A 16,019-nucleotide genomic window follows, 5' to 3' on the forward strand; every position below is an offset into this window, starting at 1 on the left:
CGCTTTCAGGGTGCCCACCGCCCGCAGGCTGGAGCGCCATTCCTCATAGCGGGCCGTGGCCGTGGACACCGTTTGGGGCGGATGTCCGTGTTCGGCGAGGTACTGCTTGATCATCTTGTTTTTGAACGCGATGAAGCCGAACACCGCCCCCAAGACCAAACCGACCACCAGGAGCATGATGAGCATCCGCTTGATCATGGGCGCGCACCGCCTCGGGAATGCACGGAATCCGGCATGGTTAATTCTCCGTTTTGTCTGTGGGGGGAGTGGTGGGGGGGCGTGCGGTTCCACCAACCGCCGCCCAAGGCTTGGAACAGGGCCGCGCTGTCGCCGAGCAGGGTGGCGCGGGCCTTGATCCAGCCGAGTTGCGCCTGTTTATAGTTGCGCTGGCTATCGAGCAGGGCCAGATAGCTCAAACCGCCGGTTTCGGACTGGGCTTGGGCCAAGGTCAGGTTTTCTTGGGCGATTTGCACGCTGGAGGCCTGCACTTCCAGGGTTTGGTGGTCGGCTTCCAGGTTCTTCAGGGTGTTGGCGACATCCTGGAAAGCCTGGAGGACGCTGCTGCGGTATTTGGCGGCGGCCTGCTGGAAACCAGCGATGGCCGCTTGCTGGGCGTGGGTGTTCTTGCCCCACTCGAACAAGGGCTGGGCCAGGTTCAAGCCCACGCCCCAAATCCCCGAACCCGGCATCAGCAACTGGCTGGCCTGGGTGGCGAAGCTGCCCAGGTCGGCTTTGAGGCTGATGTCGGGGAACATTTTGGCGGTCGCCACCCCGACCTGGGCGCTGGCGGAATGGGCGGCGGCTTCGGCGCTACGCACGTCGGGCCGCTGTTCGACCAGCTTCAAAGGCACGCTGAGGGGGAGCTCGGTGGGTGCCTGTAGGTCGTCCAGGGTGAATTCCTCCGGCAGGGGTTCCCCCGGAAAGCGTCCGGTCAACACCGCCAATTGGTGGCGGGATTGGGCGAGTTGTTGGCGTAGGGCGATGAGGTTGGCTTGGGATTCGTTGAAGGCGGAGGCCTGCGACAGGACCGCCGATTCGGCCACGGCCCCGAGTTGGGCCTGTTGCCGCAGGATGTCCAGCCCTTGCCGCTGGAGTTCGGCCAGTTCTTCCAAGCTGGCGAGTTGCCCCCTGAGCGAGGCTTCTTGGACCGCATTGGCGACGATATTCCCGGCCAAGGTCAGGTAGGCGGCTTCCAGCTGGAAGCGTTGATACTCTTCTTGGGCGGTTTGATCTTCGATCTGCCGCCTGACCTTGCCGAACAGATCGACGGTATAGGACACGCTGGCGGAAATATCGTAGATGGCGAAACGGTAATCGGGGCCGTTAGGATTACCGAACATGCCGGAGGCGATGGACTGGTAGCGGGACATGGCCGAGGCTTGGAACGAAGGCAAGGTACCGCTTTGCTGCGAGGCCAGGTTTTCCCGGACCTGGGCCAGCGAAGCCTGGGCGGAGGCGAGGTCGGGGTTGTTGATGAAAGCCCGCTCGATCAAGCCTTTCAGTTCGTGGGAGCGGAACAAGGTCCACCATTCGGCGGGGATATCCCGTCCCACCCTGATGCGCTGACTTGGGGGCGTGACGGGCCGCACGCCAGTATAGCTAGCGGCGGTGGACAGTTCGGGACGGCGGAAATCCGGGCCTAGCGTACATCCCTGGATCAATGCCGCGCAAGACACGGCAATGAGCGACCATTTCGCTGCTAGGAATGAATGGGTGGGAGGGTTGTTATGTTTCACTAGGGAGCGCTGTTGTTGCTTTATTAACTTCGCCTAGGCATGGGGTATATGGATACCGCTGCCCCGCTCTTTATTTGAGATCATCCTAGCCTTTCCGGGGTCAGCCCTAATCCCCTGGGCCTCTGGTCCTCTAATTCCCCCTACCCCAAGCCGGTGAAATAATCCCCCGCTCCTACCACGGTCCAGCGACTCCCGTGACCATTCCGCACGGGGTATCACCGGTTCCTTCCGATGCGTGGGTTTTGAGTGTAGCACGTCGCTTGGTTTTTCAAGCTTTCCATGTGGCTTGGCGGCATCGGATTAAGTCAACGGTTTTCACAGGCTTATCCGGTTGAAGCGGAGCGGGCGGGTGAAAAAACCCCTTCCGGCTCCACGGAGGGATTCCGCCTCTTACAAGGATGGGTTTTTGAAAAACCAGGAGGCGCGACAAGGGGTTGGGGTATATTGGTGGATAACGACGCACACCCTGTACCGGAAGAACCGCCATGTCCCGAACTGTACCAATGGAACCGGCAGATCGCCACCCATTTTCCGGGCCCGCCGAAGCCCATGGCGACGGGCTTGGTCCTGTGAGCCTGGGCAGGATCGTGGTGGGCGCTTGCAGCCTGCCAGCGGGGCCGGATCGCCATGCCGAGGACCACCTTTGTGAAATGTGTCTAATTGTTGCCAGACAGTTTCTAAGCCCGCGCTCCAAAGCGCTTGCCCAAATATACGGGTAAATACATTCCGCTGGCGGGGAGGCTATGCTAGATTTCCCTGCGGGCGGCAGTGCACGCCTTATCCCGTACCCTTCCCTATAACCCTTTCGAGGCTCCGCATGAAACCCATTGAAATCAACAGCGTCGTCAAGTCGGTCACGTTCCTGACCGCCCAACCCGACGGTACTTACCAGACCGAACGCCTTACCGAGACCGGTCCCCGTAAAAAACAAGCCAAGGCCTTGAGGCCCCTGGAACGCGTGGTCAGGAAATTGGTGAAGAGCGAACTGGCCGCCGCCAAGGTCTACCTGGAACGGCATGACCGTTCCAACCAGCGCAAGTCGAACGGCTGGTTGAAAGACCTCGGCAAGAACCTGGGCAAAGCCGTGAAATCGGCCAAGGACAGCGCCAAGCAGCCCAAATTGACCATCGTCCGCTAACCCCATCCCAGCGAAGCATCACCATGACAACCCAAACCTCCGAACAAACCCTGAATGCCGAGGACACCGCGCCCGGCATGATCATCCTCGACGTCGGCACCCAAAATGCCAAGCGCATCAAGAAGCTGTGCAAGGGCAAGGGCAAGCTGCTCCGCAAGGTCGATGAGGCCGTGGACCAGCTGCGCGACGCGGGCAAAGTCAAGCGGGATGCCCAGGTGGTCCTGGTCGTGGTCCGCAAGGAAGTCGGCCTGTTCGATTCCGACGACGACGATGACGACGACGATTGAAAGCGTCCCGTACCTCCGTGGGTCATGGCCCACGGGGGATTCAGGGACGGCGGGCGATATTCAACGGCGAGGGATGCGCCCGGATTTCCTCCACCATCCGCGACAGCAAGGGTCTCGGGCTCAATTCCTCGAACACCGGCGCCTCTTCCTGCAATAGATATTGGATGCTTTCCGTCCAGCGCACGCCGTGGTCCAACTGCTGCACCAGGTTATTGGCGACCTCGTCGTCGCGGTAAGGCAGGGCGGAAAAATTGGCGATCACCGGCACCATCAGCGGCGCGAAGGCAAAATCCGCGATGAAGGCGGCGAAGGCGCTTTTCATGGCCCCCATATAGCGCGAGTGAAAAGCGGTGCGGACATTGAGCGGCACCGCCCGCGCGCCCCTGGCCTCGAACAAACCGGCCAGCCGCCGCAAATCCGCCTCGGGACCGGATAGGACGGTCTGCGTGGGGGTATTGAGATTGGCCGCGTCCACGCTGTCGATACCCGATTCCGCGAACACCGCCGCGATGTCCCCACGGCTGGGGCCGATCACGGCCAACATCCCGCCGCCGCTCAATGCCCCCATCAAGGCACCGCGCTTCTGGACCAGTCGCAAGCCGTCGGCGAAACTGAACGCCTCGGCGATCAACAGGGCGTTATATTCGCCCAGGCTGTGCCCGGCGGCGAAATCCGGTGCCCGGCCCAAGCTGTCGCGCCGCTGGTAATAGGCCAGGGCACCGACGGTATACAGCGCCGGTTGGGTATAGGCAGTATCGGCCAGTTGGTCGCCGGGGTCTTCGAGGCACAGCCGCCGCAGCGAATAGCCTAGGATATCCTCGGCTTCCTCCACCACCTGGGGATAGGCATCGAACAAGTCCGCGCCCATGCCACGCATTTGGGCACCTTGTCCCGGTGCCAAGAAAATCAAAGTCATCGGCGGACCTCTGGAGATAGGGCGGTTTCGAGTTGGGCCAGGGTGTCGAGATTACGGCCAAAGCGGTTCATGGCGGCGAAAGCCGGGACCGATGGCCCGAGGATTTGCCGCACGAAGGCCGCCAGGGTTCCGGTCGGGCTGCAATCCACGAAAATCCGGGGTTCCGCCGCCCACAGGTTGACGACGAGGTCGCGGAACCGCAGCAGGCCGCGGGCGGTGCGCCAAAAATACAGGGCGTCGTACTGGTGGACGCGGCCCGCGAGCAGGCTCGAATAAATAGGATAGGCCGGCTCCCGGAAACGGAGCTGCGCGACATGGGCAGCGTAACCGGGTTCCGCCGGGTCCAGCAAGGCGCCATGGAAGCCGTAGCGCACCGGCAACCGCGCCCAGCTGACATCCAAGCGGCCCAACCGGTCCACCAAGGCATCGAACCGGGCCAGGGACGTGGTGACCACGAAATGCCGGGGGGAATTGATGCAACCGATTTCGGCCAATTCGGCGAGTTCGGGATGCTCCAGCCACAGGGCGGGAGAACCCAGCACCGCCACCATCGCGGCTTGGGGCGCTTGCCGCATCACATGCCGGGAGTGCGCCCGCAACACGCCGAGGGTTTGGCCCAGGTCCAACGCGCCCGCCACAACCGCCGCCGTGAATTCGCCTAAGCTATACCCGGCCAGCGCGGCGGGCCGGAGACCCCGCGCCAACAAGCATTGCGCCAGCGCATAGCCCTGGGCCAGTAGAACCAGGTTGGTTGCTTCGAGGTCGTCGTAACCGTCGCTCTCGTCCATCGGACGGCCAAACACGCTGTCCACCAGGGAGCCGCCGCCCACGGGACCGGCCAAGGCGGCGCATTCGTCGAAAGCCGCCCGGTAGGCCGGATCGGTGGCATAAAGCTCCGCTCCCATTTGATAGTATTGGGCACCCTGCCCCGAAAATAAAAAAATGACCGATGCCACTGCCACCACCGTTGCGAAAGATTCCCAGGCGACCGGCCCATCCGCCCTGGAGACGGTGAGGATCGCGCTGCATACCCTAATCCCGGACGGGGAGAAGGGTGGAACCGGTTGGATCGATATGGGCCTGCTCGACACGGCGGAACGCGAACGCGCCGCCCGCTTCGTATTCACGCGGGACCGCTGGTCCTACACGGCGGCCCATAGCCTGTTGCGGGCCATGCTGGCCCAATTCCACGGACTGCCGCCCTTGGCGTGGCGCTTCCGCACCCAGCCCCATGGACGGCCAGAAATCGATCCCGCCTGTGGGATCGCGCCCGCGCCCCGTTTCAATATCACCCACACCCATGGCCTTGCCGCCTGCGCCTTGACGGTGGACGCCCCCCCCGCCGACCTCGAATTCGGGGTCGATGCGGAATGCCTGGAGCGCTCGCCGGACGCCCTGGCGCTCGCCGAACGCTTTTGTTCGGCACGGGAAGCCGCTTGGCTCGGTTCACTGCCGCCGGAAGCGCGGCAGGGCGAATTCCTGAGGCTGTGGACGCTCAAGGAAGCGGTCGCCAAGGCCACCGGACTCGGCCTGCACCTCGATTTCCGGGCTTTTGATTGTAGCGTAAATCCCCCGCATGTTCGGTTCGCCGGGCCGGTGCCAGACACCGGCCCGGACTGGGAACTACACCACTGGTTCGTTCCTCCACGCCATTGGCTGTCCCTGGCCGTCCGCCGCCCGCCGGGAATTCGGATCGAACTTACCCTCCGGCATCTGCGCGGTATGCCCCCATCCCAGCCGATCTAAACCATGCGCCCAACCTTCATCAGGGTCGAAAAGCCCAAGCACAAACTACTCAATCCCGAGTACTGCCCCACCCCGCTGCTGCCGCCCTCCCAACGTCCGCCGATCCAGGTCTTGGCACTCGACCAACACCACCAATACGGCATCCTGACCGTCTTGTTCCGCTTCGCGGGCTTTGGCCTCGACCGGCTCGGCGACAAGTTGCGGGGCCGTTCCAACCCCCTGCGCTCGGCGGTCGCCGCCCGCGAATTGTTCCAGGGCCTCGGCGGGCTGTGGATCAAGCTCGGGCAGTTGCTCTCGCTACGCTCGGATGTGCTATCCGATGAGATGTGCGACCAGCTCTCGCAGTTGCTCTATGCCAACATCGGCTTTCCCGGCTCCGTGGTCCGGGAAGCTATCGAACGGGAACTCGGTTGCCCGGTGGAAAAGATTTTTTCCCGGTTCGAAGACGCACCGCTAGCCGCCGCCTCCATCGCCCAGGTCCACCGGGCGGTGCTGCGCCAGGAAGGCGTGCCAGTGGTGGTTAAGCTGCTGCGGCCCAATGTGATCGAGGCGTTCCGCCGCGACATGTCCTTGCTGCGGATGGTGGTTGGGTTCCTCACCGCCTTGCTGCCGGTCGGCCATATGCGGCTCAACGAAGCCTTGGACGAACTCGACGCCATGGTCGAGGAAGAACTCGACTACGCCTACGAAGCCTCGAACAGCCGCCGCCTGCGTAAAAACCTACGCCGCCACAAAGTCTATGTGCCCTATCTGTTCCGGCGCTACTGCACCGGGAAACTGCTGGTCATGGAGGAAATCCAGGGGGTGTTGATGAGCGAGGCCATCGCGGTTTCCAAGCAAGACCCGGAACGCTTCGACGCCTGGTGCGAAGAAAACGCGGTCGAACCGCGCAAGGTGGCGCAGCATTTGTTCCTGTCGAACATGCGGCAATTGATCGAGGACAACCTGTTCCATGGCGACATGCATCCGGGCAACATCATCCTGCTACGCAACAACCGCTATGCCCTGATCGATTTCGGCACCATCGGCGCGCTCGACCCGGATTTCCTGCAAATCTATTTCGGCGTGTTGCAGGCGGCCAACCAGCGTGCTTACGGGAAGGCGGCCGATCTTTCCCTGCACATGTGCACGGAGATACCCCAGTTCAATATCGGCAAGATGCGGAGCGAATTGATCAGCGCCATCAAGCTCTGGCAGGCCCGTAGCGGGATGGAAACCCTGGGCTACCACGACCGTTCGCTCGGGGCTTCCGGCAAGATCATGGGCCAGGTGTTCGCCAAGTACCAGCTACAAGTGAGTTGGGCCGCCCTACGCATGGCGCGGACCTGGGGCACGCTGGATACTTCGCTGGCCTATTTCGATCCCGAGATGAATCACCGCCGGATGTTTTCCCGCTATCTGAAAGCCGCCGACCAGAGGCGGCGCAAGAACGCCGTCAAAAAAATCCGCGAAGGCTTCATGAGTACCCTACAAACCGCCAATGAATACCGGGTTCTGCTGGAACCCATCGCCCAGCGGGCGACCATCGCCTATAAGCAGAAATTGAACAAGATCAGCATGGCGACCACCACGGTCATACGGTTCCTGCTCATCGTCACCTTGCTGGCGATTATCTTCTGTGTCCATGCCTTCCTGCACCAACACTTCTTCGATCTCGGCTATCTGCCCGGCGGGGAATTGGTCGATGATTTCCCGTCCATGGAGAAGGAATGGTTTGTCGTGGCCCTGTTCGGCCTGGGCTTGGTTACGGGCTTGTTGCGGCGGCTGCTCAGGATCGCCAGTTCCGCCTATCTGCGCTGATTCCAGGAGTCCCGGTATGCGGATCGATCCACAACGCCTGGGTAGCGCGGCGTTCCGCGCCGCCCACAACGCCCGCGCCGCCTACGTCCTGGGCGGCATGGTCAAGGGGATTTCCTCGGTCGAGTTGGTGCGGACGGCGGCGCGGGCCGGGTATTTGGCCTTCTTCGGGGCCGGGGGGCTGAAGCCCGAGCGGGTACGGGAGGCGGTCGCGGCCTTGCGGGACGATCCCGGCCCCGCCGCGCCCTGGGGCGTCAATTTCCTGCATAACGCCTTGATCCCCGGCCAGGAGGACGCCCTGGCCGAAGTGCTGTTGGCCGGGGGGGTGCGTTGCATCGAAGCTTCCGCCTTCGTGCGGATCACCCCGGCCCTGGTGCGCTACCGCCTGCATGGACTGGGTTTCGCTGCCGACGGACGGCCCGTGCCGCACCAACGCATCCTGGCCAAGGTCTCGCATCCCGGCATGGCCCGGCGCTTCATGCTGCCACCGCCGCCGGAGATCGTGGCCGACCTGCGGGCGGCGAACCGCCTCACCGCCGTGGAGGCCGAAGCCGCCGCAGCCCTGCCCTTGGCCGACGATATCTGTGCCGAGGCCGATTCCGGCGGGCACACCGACCGCCGCCCGGCGTTCGCCTTGATTCCGGCCTTCCTGCGTCTGCGCGACGAAACCGCCCGCGCCCATCCCCATTTGTCCCCGCCCCGGATCGGCGCGGCGGGTGGCATCGGCGCTCCCGAGGCCGTCGCCGCCGCCTTCGTGCTGGGGGCCGATTTCGTGCTGACCGGCTCCATCAACCAATGCACCCCGGAAGCGGGAACCAGCGACGCGGTCAAGGACTTGCTCGCCGCCGCCGAGGCCCAGGATTTCGATATGGCCCCGGCGGGCGATTTGTTCGAGATCGGGGCCAAGGTCCAGGTCTTGAAGCGCGGCACCCTGTTCGCGGCCCGCGCCAACCGTTTGTTCGAGCTATATCGTGCCCATGCTTCCCTGGAAGACCTACCGCCGGAAGTGCTGGCGGAACTCGAAACGCGGGTGTTCGGGCGCGACCTCGACGCGGTCTGGCGGGAAACCGCCGATTATTACCGGCAAGCGGCCCCGCATGTATTGGCCGACCTCGGCCCGAAACAGCGCATGGCAATGGTGTTCCGCTGGTATTTCATCCACTCGCAACGGCTGGCCCAGCAGGGCGATTTGGCCGGGCGGGTGAATTTCCAAATCCACTGCGGGCCGGCCATGGCGGCTTGTAATCGCTGGCTGGCCGGTACGCCCTGGGCGGATTGGCGGACACGCCATGTGGACACCCTGGCCGACCAACTGCTCGCAGGAGCCGCCGAGGTCTTGGCCCGGCGTTATGCGGACTTCGGCGCAGCCTGATCCGCGCCGCCCCTTCCCCACCTCATCAGGAGACCGCCCCGTGACCCCCGCTCCCCTCCTCCCGCCGGGACCGCAAACCCGGTTCTGGCAACCGCTGGCCTATGTCCGTTCCCCCTATCGTTTCTTCCGGGCCATCCATGCCCGTTATGGCGACCCGTTCACGGTACGCACGGTGGCGCTGACCGCGATGACCGCCCATCCCGAGGGCATCCGCCAGATTTTCACCGCGCCCGCCGACACCTACCACGTCAAATTGCCCCCCAGCCAGCGCCGGGTGCTGGGCCGGCATGGCCTGAGCGGCCTGGACGGCGAGGCCCACCGCCGCACCCGCAAGCTGATTTCGCCCAGTTTCCACGGCGAAAGCCTGCGCGGCCTGGGGGGCATGATCCACGCTACGGCGGTCGAGTCCTTGGCCGCTTGGCAACCCGGCAGCGTCTGGGAAGCCCGTGACGCGATGCGCGATATCGGCCTCGACGTGATCCTGCGGACCCTGTTCGGCGTCGAGGACCGGGCGCGGCTGGCCCCGTTCCGGGCGGCGGTGCTGGAGTTCGCGGGGGCGTTCGGCAACCCGGCGTTTTTAATCAGCGCCTTGCTGGGGATCGAGCATGATGCTTGGCCTCCGAACCGCCGTTTGGATACGGCCCGCCACCAACTCGCCGCCCTGCTGCGGGAAAACATCGCCGAGCGCCGCGCCACCGGCACGGCGCGGGCCGATATCCTCAGCCGCTTGATGGAGGCGCGTTACGACGATGGCACCGGCTTCGACGATGCGGCCTTGGTGGACAACCTCATCACCAACTTGGTGGCGGGCCACGAAACCAGCGCCCTATCGCTGACCTGGGCCTTCGCTTGGCTGGGCCGCCATCCCGAGGTGGCCGAACGCCTACAGCGGGAAATCGACAGCCTGGGCCGCGACGACGATATCGCCGCCATCCAAGCCCTGCCCTACCTCGATGCCGTGGTCAAGGAATGCCTCAGGCTGTATCCGGCGGTGCCGGAAGTGGTGCGGATGCTGGCCAAGCCCCTGGAATTGCGCGGCTACGAAATCCCGGCGGGCATGAATGTCGCTGCTTGCTCGGCGGTGCTGCACATGGACCCGGCGTTCTACCCCGAACCGGAACGCTTCCGCCCGGAACGCTTCCTGGAGCGTCCACCGAGCGGTTTCGAGTTTATTCCCTTCGGCGGCGGCGACCGGGTGTGCCTGGGCAACCATTTCGGCGTGTTCGAGGTGAAGATCGTGCTGGCGGTCTTGCTGACGCGGGGCCGGTTCGAACTATTGGACCGGGGGCCGGTGCGGGTGGCTCGCCGGGGTTTTTTGATGGGACCGGACCGCGTGCGGGTCAGGTTCGAACCAAGACGATAATTCGAGGAACACAAGATCATGGGATACCGGGCCGATTCGGAAGCTTCGAGGATTCATATCACCGGCCTGGGCTTTGCCGGGGCGGCGGGCGGGGGCGTGGACGCCTTGGCCCGGCGCTTGGAAACGGGCGAGAGCGCGATCCAACTCTTGCCGCCGGAATGGCGGCCCGTCCCGGCATTACAGGTGGGCGCTTTGCTCCCGCCCGATTGGTCCTGGCGCGACACCACGGGCGCGAAGGCGCTGGACGCCGAAGCCCTGGCCGCAGCGGAACGGCTGTTGCGGGGCGGGGACGCTCCACTCAGGGCCGATGCCGCCGCCGTGTTGGAGGCCAAGGGTTCCGCCGCCATCGCCCCGGAACGCCTGGGTTTGGTGGTGGGCGGCAGCAACCTCGCCCATGCCCTGCTGGCCCAGGAACTCGCCCGGTTCCAGAGCAATCCCGCCCATGTCAATCCCCGGATCGGTTTCCACGGGCTCGATACCCATGTCGCCGCCACGCTCGCGGCCTTGGTCCAGGCCAAGGGGCCAGTTTTGAATGTCGCCGCCGCCGCCGCCAGCGGCGCGGCGGCGGCGGTGACCGCCTTGGACCTGCTCCGGGCCGGGCGCTGCGATGCCTGCTTGGTGGTGGGCGCGATGCAGCGTCTTTCCCAGGTCGATTGGCAAGCCCTGGCCGGGCTGGGGGCGTTGAATGTTTCGGATGTCCCCGCCTGGCCCTGCACCGAGGGCGGCGGCGGTTTCACGCCGGGCGAGGGCGCGGCCTGTGTCCTGTTGGAACGCGCCGACCACGCCCGCCAGCGCGGCGCGACGGCTTGGGCCGAACTCGCGGGCGGGGCTTTGGTGTCGGGGGCCGATCCGTTGCCGCATCCTTGCCGCGCCGACGAGGTCCGGGCCATGGCGCTAGCCCTGGCCGATGCGGGCTTGGCACCCGGCCAGGTCGATCTCGTGGTCCTGCATGCGACCGGCACGGCGCGGGGCGACGCTGCGGAACTCGGCGCGGTCGCGGACTTGTTCGGCCCCGGCCTGGACCGGGTTTGGGCCACCGCCCCGAAAGCCATCGCCGGGCATGGCCTGACTTCGGCAGGGGTGGTCGGGTTGATCGCTGCCGCGTTGATGCTGGCGCGGGGCCGTATCCATCCTTGGCCCACCGCTGGCGTTCCCAAGCTGTCGGGGCTCCGGGTCGCCACCGGCCCGGCGAACGCGGCTTTGCACTGTGTTATAACTAATGCCTTCGGCTTCGGGGGGTTCAATGCCTGTTTGGCGTTACGCTCCCTGCCCTTCCACACAGAGCGGACAGCGGATACACCATGAACTGGGGCATCGAGCGGATTGGTTTTTACGGCGGACGGGCGTTCATCGATATCGCCGAACTCGCGGTGTTACGCCATCTCGACCCGGTGCGGATGGCCAACCTGTTGATCCGCCGCAAAACCGTACATTTCCCCTGGGAAGACCCGGTGTCCTTCGCCGTCAATGCCGCCCGGCCCTTGGTCCGCGCCTTGCCCGAAGCCCAACGCGGTGCGATCACCCATTTGATCGTCGCCAGCGAATCCGGTATCGATTTCGGCAAATCGCTGGCGACCTGGGTCCACGGTCTGTTGGACCTGCCCCGCGCCATGCGGCTGTTCGAGATCAAACAAGCCTGCTACGGCGGCACTGCGGCCCTGCAAACCGCGCTCGGGTTGCTGGCCCGCCAGGCCAGACCCGAGGCCAAAGCCCTGGTCATCTGCACCGATATCGCCCGCCCCATCCCCCATTCCTATGCCGAACCGACCCAGGGCGGCGCGGCCATCGCGCTTTTGCTGGGCGGTGAGCCCGATATTCTGGAATTGGAACCCGGTGCCAGCGGCCTGCATGGCTACCATGTCATGGACGCCCTGCGTCCCGACCCCGATCAGGAAACCGGCGACGCCGACTTGTCGGTGCTGACTTATATCGATTGCCTGCAACAGGCTTTCGCCGCCTACCGGGAGGCGGTGGGGCCGGTGGATTTCCGTAGCCATTTCGATTATCTGGCTTTCCACACCCCGTTCGGCGGCATGGTCAAGGGTGCCCACCGTAGTTTGCTGCGGCGCTGGTATCAAGCCAATGGGGCCGAAACCGAGGCCGATTTCCATCGCCGCCTGGCCCCGTCCCTGGCTTATTGCCGCGAGGTTGGCAACATCTATTCCGGCACGGTGTTCCTGGCCCTGGCCGGGGCGCTGGCTTCGGCGGATTTGGACCGCCGCCGCCGCATCGGGCTGTTTTCCTATGGTTCGGGCTGTTCGGCGGAGTTCTATAGCGGCTGGGCCGACCACCGGGCGGAAACGGCCCTGGCCCTGGCCGACCTGCCCGGCCAGCTCGCCGCCCGCCATAAGCTGGGCATGGTCGATTACGAACGGGTGTTGACCGCCAACCGCCGTTCCCGTTTCGGCGAACGCGAGGCCCGGATCGATCCGGGCGATTTGGCCGACCTCTATGAAACCGTGTTCGCGGGCCGGGGCGTGTGCGTGTTGCGCGGCATCCACCAGTACGAACGGGAGTACCGCGACGCATGAGCGCACCGGACACGCCTTTACGCCTACGGCCCGAGGGCCGTTGCCTGCATCTGGAACTGTCCGCGCCTGGGCGTGGCAATCCGCTGAACCGCGCCCTGATCGAAGCCCTGCACACCGCCCTGGACCAAGTCGAAGCCGATCCCACGGTGAGCGTGTTGACCCTGTCCGCCGAGGGGCCGGTGTTCTGCGATGGGATGGATTTCAGCGAAGCCGTGGCGACGGCGGGCGACCCGGAGCAGGAACTACGGGCGGCGGTGCGCCGTTTCCATGGCCTGCTGGAACGGCTGGCCCGGCTGCCGGTCATTGTCGCGGCTTTGGTCGAAGGCCGGGTCAACGCGGGCGGCATGGGTTTGGTCGCCGCCTGCGATGTGGTTTACGCCCGGCCCCAGGCCGATTTCGGGCTGTCGGAAATCCTGTTCGGCTTGTTGCCCGCCACCGTCACCCCGTTCCTGGTACGCCGCACCGGCCTGCAAACCACCTACCGCATGGCCTTGACCGCCCAGCGCCTCGACGCCGGACAGGCCCGCGCCTGCGGCTTGGTCGATGAACTGTGCGACGACCTGGCGGACGCCATCCGCCGCTTGCGGCTGCGGGCCGACCGCCTGGACCGGGCGGCGATAGCCCGGACCAAGGCGTTCTATGCCGATTACGCCGGTTTCGACCCGGCTTCCTGCCAACGGGCCGAAAACACCCTAGCCGCGCTGCTGGGCGACCGCCATACCGCCGCCCGGCTCGGCCATTTCATCCAAGGGAGCCTCGCGCCATGGCCGACGCGGTCCAATTAACCCGGCCCCTGCCCGGCGTGGCCTGCCTCTGCATGGAGGACCGGGCGGGCAGCAACACCTTCACCCAAGCCTTGGTTTGCGGCTTGGTCGATACTTTGCGGGAAGTCGGGCAGGACGCCGATACCCGCGTCGTGGTCCTGCATGGCTATGGCAGTGTGTTCTGCGCGGGCGGCACCTTGGAAGAACTGGTGGATATCGCCGATGGCCGCCGCAGTTTCGACGAGGGCGAGTTCTACCGGCTGTTGCTGGATTGCCCCTTGCCGGTGATTTCGGCGATGCAGGGCCATGCGATGGGCGGGGGTTTGGTGTTCGGCTTGTATGCCGATCTCGCGGTGTGGTCGCGGGAATCGCTGTACGGGGCCAATTTCATGAAATACGGATTCACGCCGGGCATGGGCGCGACCGAACTCTTGCCGCGCAAACTGGGCACGGCCTTGGCGGCGGAATTGCTGTTCACCGCACGGGCTTATCACGGACAAGCCTTGGCGGAACGCGGGCTACCGTTCCCGGTGCTGCCCCGCGCCGAAGTCATCCCGCACGCCCTGGGTTTGGCCCGCGATTTGGCCGACAAGCCGCGCACCGCCCTGGTCCGGCTCAAGGAAGCCCTGGCCGCGCCGCTCAAAGCCGCCCTGCCCGCCGCCGTAGCCCGCGAACGGGCCATGCACGCCGAAACCTTCGCCGAGGTCGGCATACGCCAACGCATCCAACAGCGCTACGGAAATTAGGACACCCATGACCACCGCCATCCCCGCCACCCTGCCCGCCGAATTCCAAGACCAAGTCGTGCAAATCGTGTCCGAGTTGGGGGTGTCCGGTTATGTCCGGCTCGTCCTCGACTATCCCGGCCCGCTGGACCCGGCGCGGCTGGAAACCGCCTTGCGCCGCTTGCTGGATGCCGAGCCGGTGTTGGGCTGCCGTTTCGCGCTGGAGGACGGTCAAGCCCTGTGGCGGCGGCGCGACGACCTGGACGCTATCGCCGGTTGTCCGGTCCTGGCCGGCGACGATCTGGAAGCCACGACCCAGGCTTGGCTAGCCGAACGCTTCGATCCCTGGCAATCGCCGAATCTTGGAATCGCCTTGGTCCGTTCCCCCGCCCAGGCCGGGGACCGGCTGTTGCTGCGGGTTTCCCATGTGGTGGCCGATGGCACCGCCGCCTTGGATGTCGCCATGGCCCTGACCGATCTATATAGCCGCTTGGGCGACGATCCCGATTATCAGCCCAGCGTCAACACGGCCAGCCGCGATAGCTTGCTGTGGCTGGCCAATTTCAAGTTCCGGGACAAACTGGGCCTGTTGCTGGACGATCTCAAAAGCCTGCCCGCCGCCCTCGGCAAGCGCCGGGGCTTGAGTTCCACCCCGGCGCGGTTCCAGGCCGACGCCGCCCAGCTCCGCCCCCGTTACCGGACCCTGCGCCTGGATGAAACACGTTTGGCCGCGATAGACCGCTATGCCCGTGCCCATAGCGCGACCTTGAACGATCTCTGCCTCGCCGCGTTTTTCCGGGCGTTCGACGAGTTCTGTCCCGGTCCCGCCGCTGCCCGGCTGGAAGTGGTGATGCCTACCAACCTACGGCGCTATGCCCCCTTGCAGCGGCGACCCGCCCTCCGCAATCTGGCCGGGACCACCGCCGTCCGCATCGGAACCGGCTGCGGCGCGAGCTTCGAGGACACCCTGGCCCAGGTCCAGGCCGAAACCCTGCGCCATAAACGCCGTCTCCTGGGCACCGAAGGCCAAATCGCGACCCTCTTGCTGGCCCGGGCCGGTTTCGACCGCAAGCGTGGGTTGATCCGCCGCCAAATCCTGGCCGACCTCAACCGGCCCGCACCGCCGGTCCTGACCCATTTCGGCCATACCCCGGCGCGGCGCTACGCCTGCGACGGGATGGCCCCGGTCGGATTGGCGGCGTTCGGCGAAGCTTCGCCCGTGCCGGTATTTCTGAGCGCCCTGGTCAGGATGGATGACCGGCTTTGCGTCGGTGTTTGTTACGACCAACGCCTGGGCGATCTGCGGGTGGACGCCTTCCTGAAATGTCTGGAGCAAAATTTGCCCGGTTCCCCACAACACCCCATCCCGGAGAAGCTATGACCAAGCAACAACTCTTGCGCGAACTGGAAATCCTGGCGAAAGCCGCCCCCGGCAGTTTCGATGAAAACACCCGCATCGAGGGACTGGAAGGCTGGGATTCTCTCAAGACCATGGAATTCCGCCTGCTGGTGGAAGAAGAACTGGGCCGCGACCTGGACGGCTTGAAAGTCGAACGGGCCCGTACCATCAGCGACTTGACGATCCTGGTCGAAGACCTGCTGGAAGCGGACCACCCGTAGCCTTGATCCACCGCGCGGTATCTA

The 16,019-nt window shown here is 65.0% G+C and carries 15 protein-coding genes and 1 pseudogene; 12 read left to right on the forward strand and 4 right to left on the reverse strand.

Going from position 1 to position 16,019, the window contains the following annotated elements; all coding sequences use genetic code 11:
* Window positions 1–198, reverse strand: a pseudogene (locus B9N93_RS20860) (efflux RND transporter periplasmic adaptor subunit); the annotation flags it as partial.
* The gene (locus B9N93_RS20865) at window positions 195–1,676 is read right to left on the reverse strand and encodes an efflux transporter outer membrane subunit (RefSeq protein WP_176225382.1); all 1,482 of its coding nucleotides are present in this window, start codon (window positions 1,674–1,676) and stop codon (window positions 195–197) included. The pseudogene B9N93_RS20860 and the gene B9N93_RS20865, both read right to left, overlap by 4 nt.
* Window positions 1,677–2,553: 877 nt before the next feature.
* On the opposite strand from B9N93_RS20865, the gene B9N93_RS20870 reads away from it, so the two are divergent.
* Both B9N93_RS20870 and B9N93_RS20875 read left to right on the forward strand, forming a co-directional pair.
* On the forward strand, window positions 2,554–2,874 hold the full coding sequence (locus B9N93_RS20870) for a DUF6312 domain-containing protein (RefSeq protein WP_085216363.1): 321 nt from the start codon (window positions 2,554–2,556) through the stop codon (window positions 2,872–2,874).
* Window positions 2,875–2,897: 23 nt separating this feature from the next.
* Window positions 2,898–3,161: a DUF6200 domain-containing protein gene (locus B9N93_RS20875; RefSeq protein ID WP_085216364.1), complete on the forward strand. Its 264-nt coding sequence runs from the start codon at window positions 2,898–2,900 to the stop codon at window positions 3,159–3,161.
* Window positions 3,162–3,201: 40 nt separating this feature from the next.
* Here the strand turns inward: B9N93_RS20875 and fabD are convergent, their stop codons facing one another.
* Together fabD and B9N93_RS20885 are read right to left on the reverse strand one after the other, a co-directional pair.
* Window positions 3,202–4,077 carry an ACP S-malonyltransferase gene (fabD, locus tag B9N93_RS20880; RefSeq protein ID WP_085216365.1) on the reverse strand — a complete coding sequence of 292 codons (876 nt, stop codon included), beginning with the start codon at window positions 4,075–4,077 and terminating at the stop codon, window positions 3,202–3,204.
* A complete protein-coding gene (locus B9N93_RS20885; RefSeq protein WP_125469145.1) occupies window positions 4,074–4,982 on the reverse strand; it encodes an acyltransferase domain-containing protein in 909 nt (302 codons plus the stop codon). The genes fabD and B9N93_RS20885 overlap by 4 nt, the downstream gene beginning before the upstream one ends.
* A 37-nt stretch (window positions 4,983–5,019) precedes the next feature.
* Between B9N93_RS20885 and B9N93_RS20890 the strand changes: the two genes are divergently transcribed.
* Genes B9N93_RS20890 through B9N93_RS20935 form a run of 10 tightly spaced genes read left to right on the forward strand, consistent with a single transcriptional unit; the run spans window position 5,020 to window position 15,995 of the window.
* Window positions 5,020–5,823 (forward strand): 4'-phosphopantetheinyl transferase family protein, encoded by an 804-nt coding sequence (locus B9N93_RS20890; RefSeq protein WP_085216367.1) that lies wholly within the window; start codon window positions 5,020–5,022, stop codon window positions 5,821–5,823.
* 3 nt (window positions 5,824–5,826) lie between these two features.
* A complete protein-coding gene (locus tag B9N93_RS20895) occupies window positions 5,827–7,623 on the forward strand; it encodes an ABC1 kinase family protein (protein ID WP_085216368.1) in 1,797 nt (598 codons plus the stop codon).
* A 16-nt stretch (window positions 7,624–7,639) separates the two neighbouring features.
* A complete protein-coding gene (locus B9N93_RS20900; RefSeq protein ID WP_085216369.1) occupies window positions 7,640–8,992 on the forward strand; it encodes a PfaD family polyunsaturated fatty acid/polyketide biosynthesis protein in 1,353 nt (450 codons plus the stop codon).
* A gap of 40 nt (window positions 8,993–9,032) precedes the next feature.
* The gene (locus tag B9N93_RS20905) at window positions 9,033–10,355 is read left to right on the forward strand and encodes a cytochrome P450 (RefSeq protein ID WP_176225383.1); all 1,323 of its coding nucleotides are present in this window, start codon (window positions 9,033–9,035) and stop codon (window positions 10,353–10,355) included.
* An 18-nt stretch (window positions 10,356–10,373) separates the two neighbouring features.
* Window positions 10,374–11,660 (forward strand): beta-ketoacyl synthase N-terminal-like domain-containing protein, encoded by a 1,287-nt coding sequence (locus B9N93_RS20910; RefSeq protein ID WP_085216371.1) that lies wholly within the window; start codon window positions 10,374–10,376, stop codon window positions 11,658–11,660.
* Window positions 11,657–12,886 (forward strand): hydroxymethylglutaryl-CoA synthase family protein, encoded by a 1,230-nt coding sequence (locus tag B9N93_RS20915; RefSeq protein WP_085216372.1) that lies wholly within the window; start codon window positions 11,657–11,659, stop codon window positions 12,884–12,886. Before B9N93_RS20910 ends, B9N93_RS20915 begins: the two co-directional genes overlap by 4 nt.
* Window positions 12,883–13,671: an enoyl-CoA hydratase-related protein gene (locus tag B9N93_RS20920; protein WP_085216373.1), complete on the forward strand. Its 789-nt coding sequence runs from the start codon at window positions 12,883–12,885 to the stop codon at window positions 13,669–13,671. The genes B9N93_RS20915 and B9N93_RS20920 overlap by 4 nt, the downstream gene beginning before the upstream one ends.
* Entirely contained in the window at window positions 13,650–14,396 is a 747-nt protein-coding gene (locus B9N93_RS20925) for a polyketide synthase (RefSeq protein ID WP_085216374.1), read from the forward strand. Before B9N93_RS20920 ends, B9N93_RS20925 begins: the two co-directional genes overlap by 22 nt.
* A 7-nt stretch (window positions 14,397–14,403) precedes the next feature.
* Window positions 14,404–15,756 carry a hypothetical protein gene (locus B9N93_RS20930; protein WP_085216375.1) on the forward strand — a complete coding sequence of 451 codons (1,353 nt, stop codon included), beginning with the start codon at window positions 14,404–14,406 and terminating at the stop codon, window positions 15,754–15,756.
* The gene (locus tag B9N93_RS20935) at window positions 15,753–15,995 is read left to right on the forward strand and encodes an acyl carrier protein (protein ID WP_085216376.1); all 243 of its coding nucleotides are present in this window, start codon (window positions 15,753–15,755) and stop codon (window positions 15,993–15,995) included. Before B9N93_RS20930 ends, B9N93_RS20935 begins: the two co-directional genes overlap by 4 nt.
* Window positions 15,996–16,019: the final 24 nt, after the last annotated feature.

It is taken from the genome of Methylomagnum ishizawai, from assembly GCF_900155475.1.
GTDB lineage: Bacteria > Pseudomonadota > Gammaproteobacteria > Methylococcales > Methylococcaceae > Methylomagnum > Methylomagnum ishizawai_A.

What these genes read in the sequence shown, in the direction of transcription:
- B9N93_RS20870 (WP_085216363.1), top strand. Translation starts at nt 2,554, where the DNA reads ATGAAACCCATTGAAATCAACAGCGTCGTCAAGTCGGTCACGTTCCTG.
- B9N93_RS20875 (WP_085216364.1), top strand. Translation starts at nt 2,898, where the DNA reads ATGACAACCCAAACCTCCGAACAAACCCTGAATGCCGAGGACACCGCG.
- fabD (WP_085216365.1), bottom strand. Translation starts at nt 4,077, where the DNA reads ATGACTTTGATTTTCTTGGCACCGGGACAAGGTGCCCAAATGCGTGGC.
- B9N93_RS20885 (WP_125469145.1), bottom strand. Translation starts at nt 4,982, where the DNA reads ATGGGAGCGGAGCTTTATGCCACCGATCCGGCCTACCGGGCGGCTTTC.
- B9N93_RS20890 (WP_085216367.1), top strand. Translation starts at nt 5,020, where the DNA reads ATGACCGATGCCACTGCCACCACCGTTGCGAAAGATTCCCAGGCGACC.
- B9N93_RS20895 (WP_085216368.1), top strand. Translation starts at nt 5,827, where the DNA reads ATGCGCCCAACCTTCATCAGGGTCGAAAAGCCCAAGCACAAACTACTC.
- B9N93_RS20900 (WP_085216369.1), top strand. Translation starts at nt 7,640, where the DNA reads ATGCGGATCGATCCACAACGCCTGGGTAGCGCGGCGTTCCGCGCCGCC.
- B9N93_RS20910 (WP_085216371.1), top strand. Translation starts at nt 10,374, where the DNA reads ATGGGATACCGGGCCGATTCGGAAGCTTCGAGGATTCATATCACCGGC.
- B9N93_RS20915 (WP_085216372.1), top strand. Translation starts at nt 11,657, where the DNA reads ATGAACTGGGGCATCGAGCGGATTGGTTTTTACGGCGGACGGGCGTTC.
- B9N93_RS20920 (WP_085216373.1), top strand. Translation starts at nt 12,883, where the DNA reads ATGAGCGCACCGGACACGCCTTTACGCCTACGGCCCGAGGGCCGTTGC.
- B9N93_RS20925 (WP_085216374.1), top strand. Translation starts at nt 13,650, where the DNA reads ATGGCCGACGCGGTCCAATTAACCCGGCCCCTGCCCGGCGTGGCCTGC.
- B9N93_RS20930 (WP_085216375.1), top strand. Translation starts at nt 14,404, where the DNA reads ATGACCACCGCCATCCCCGCCACCCTGCCCGCCGAATTCCAAGACCAA.
- B9N93_RS20935 (WP_085216376.1), top strand. Translation starts at nt 15,753, where the DNA reads ATGACCAAGCAACAACTCTTGCGCGAACTGGAAATCCTGGCGAAAGCC.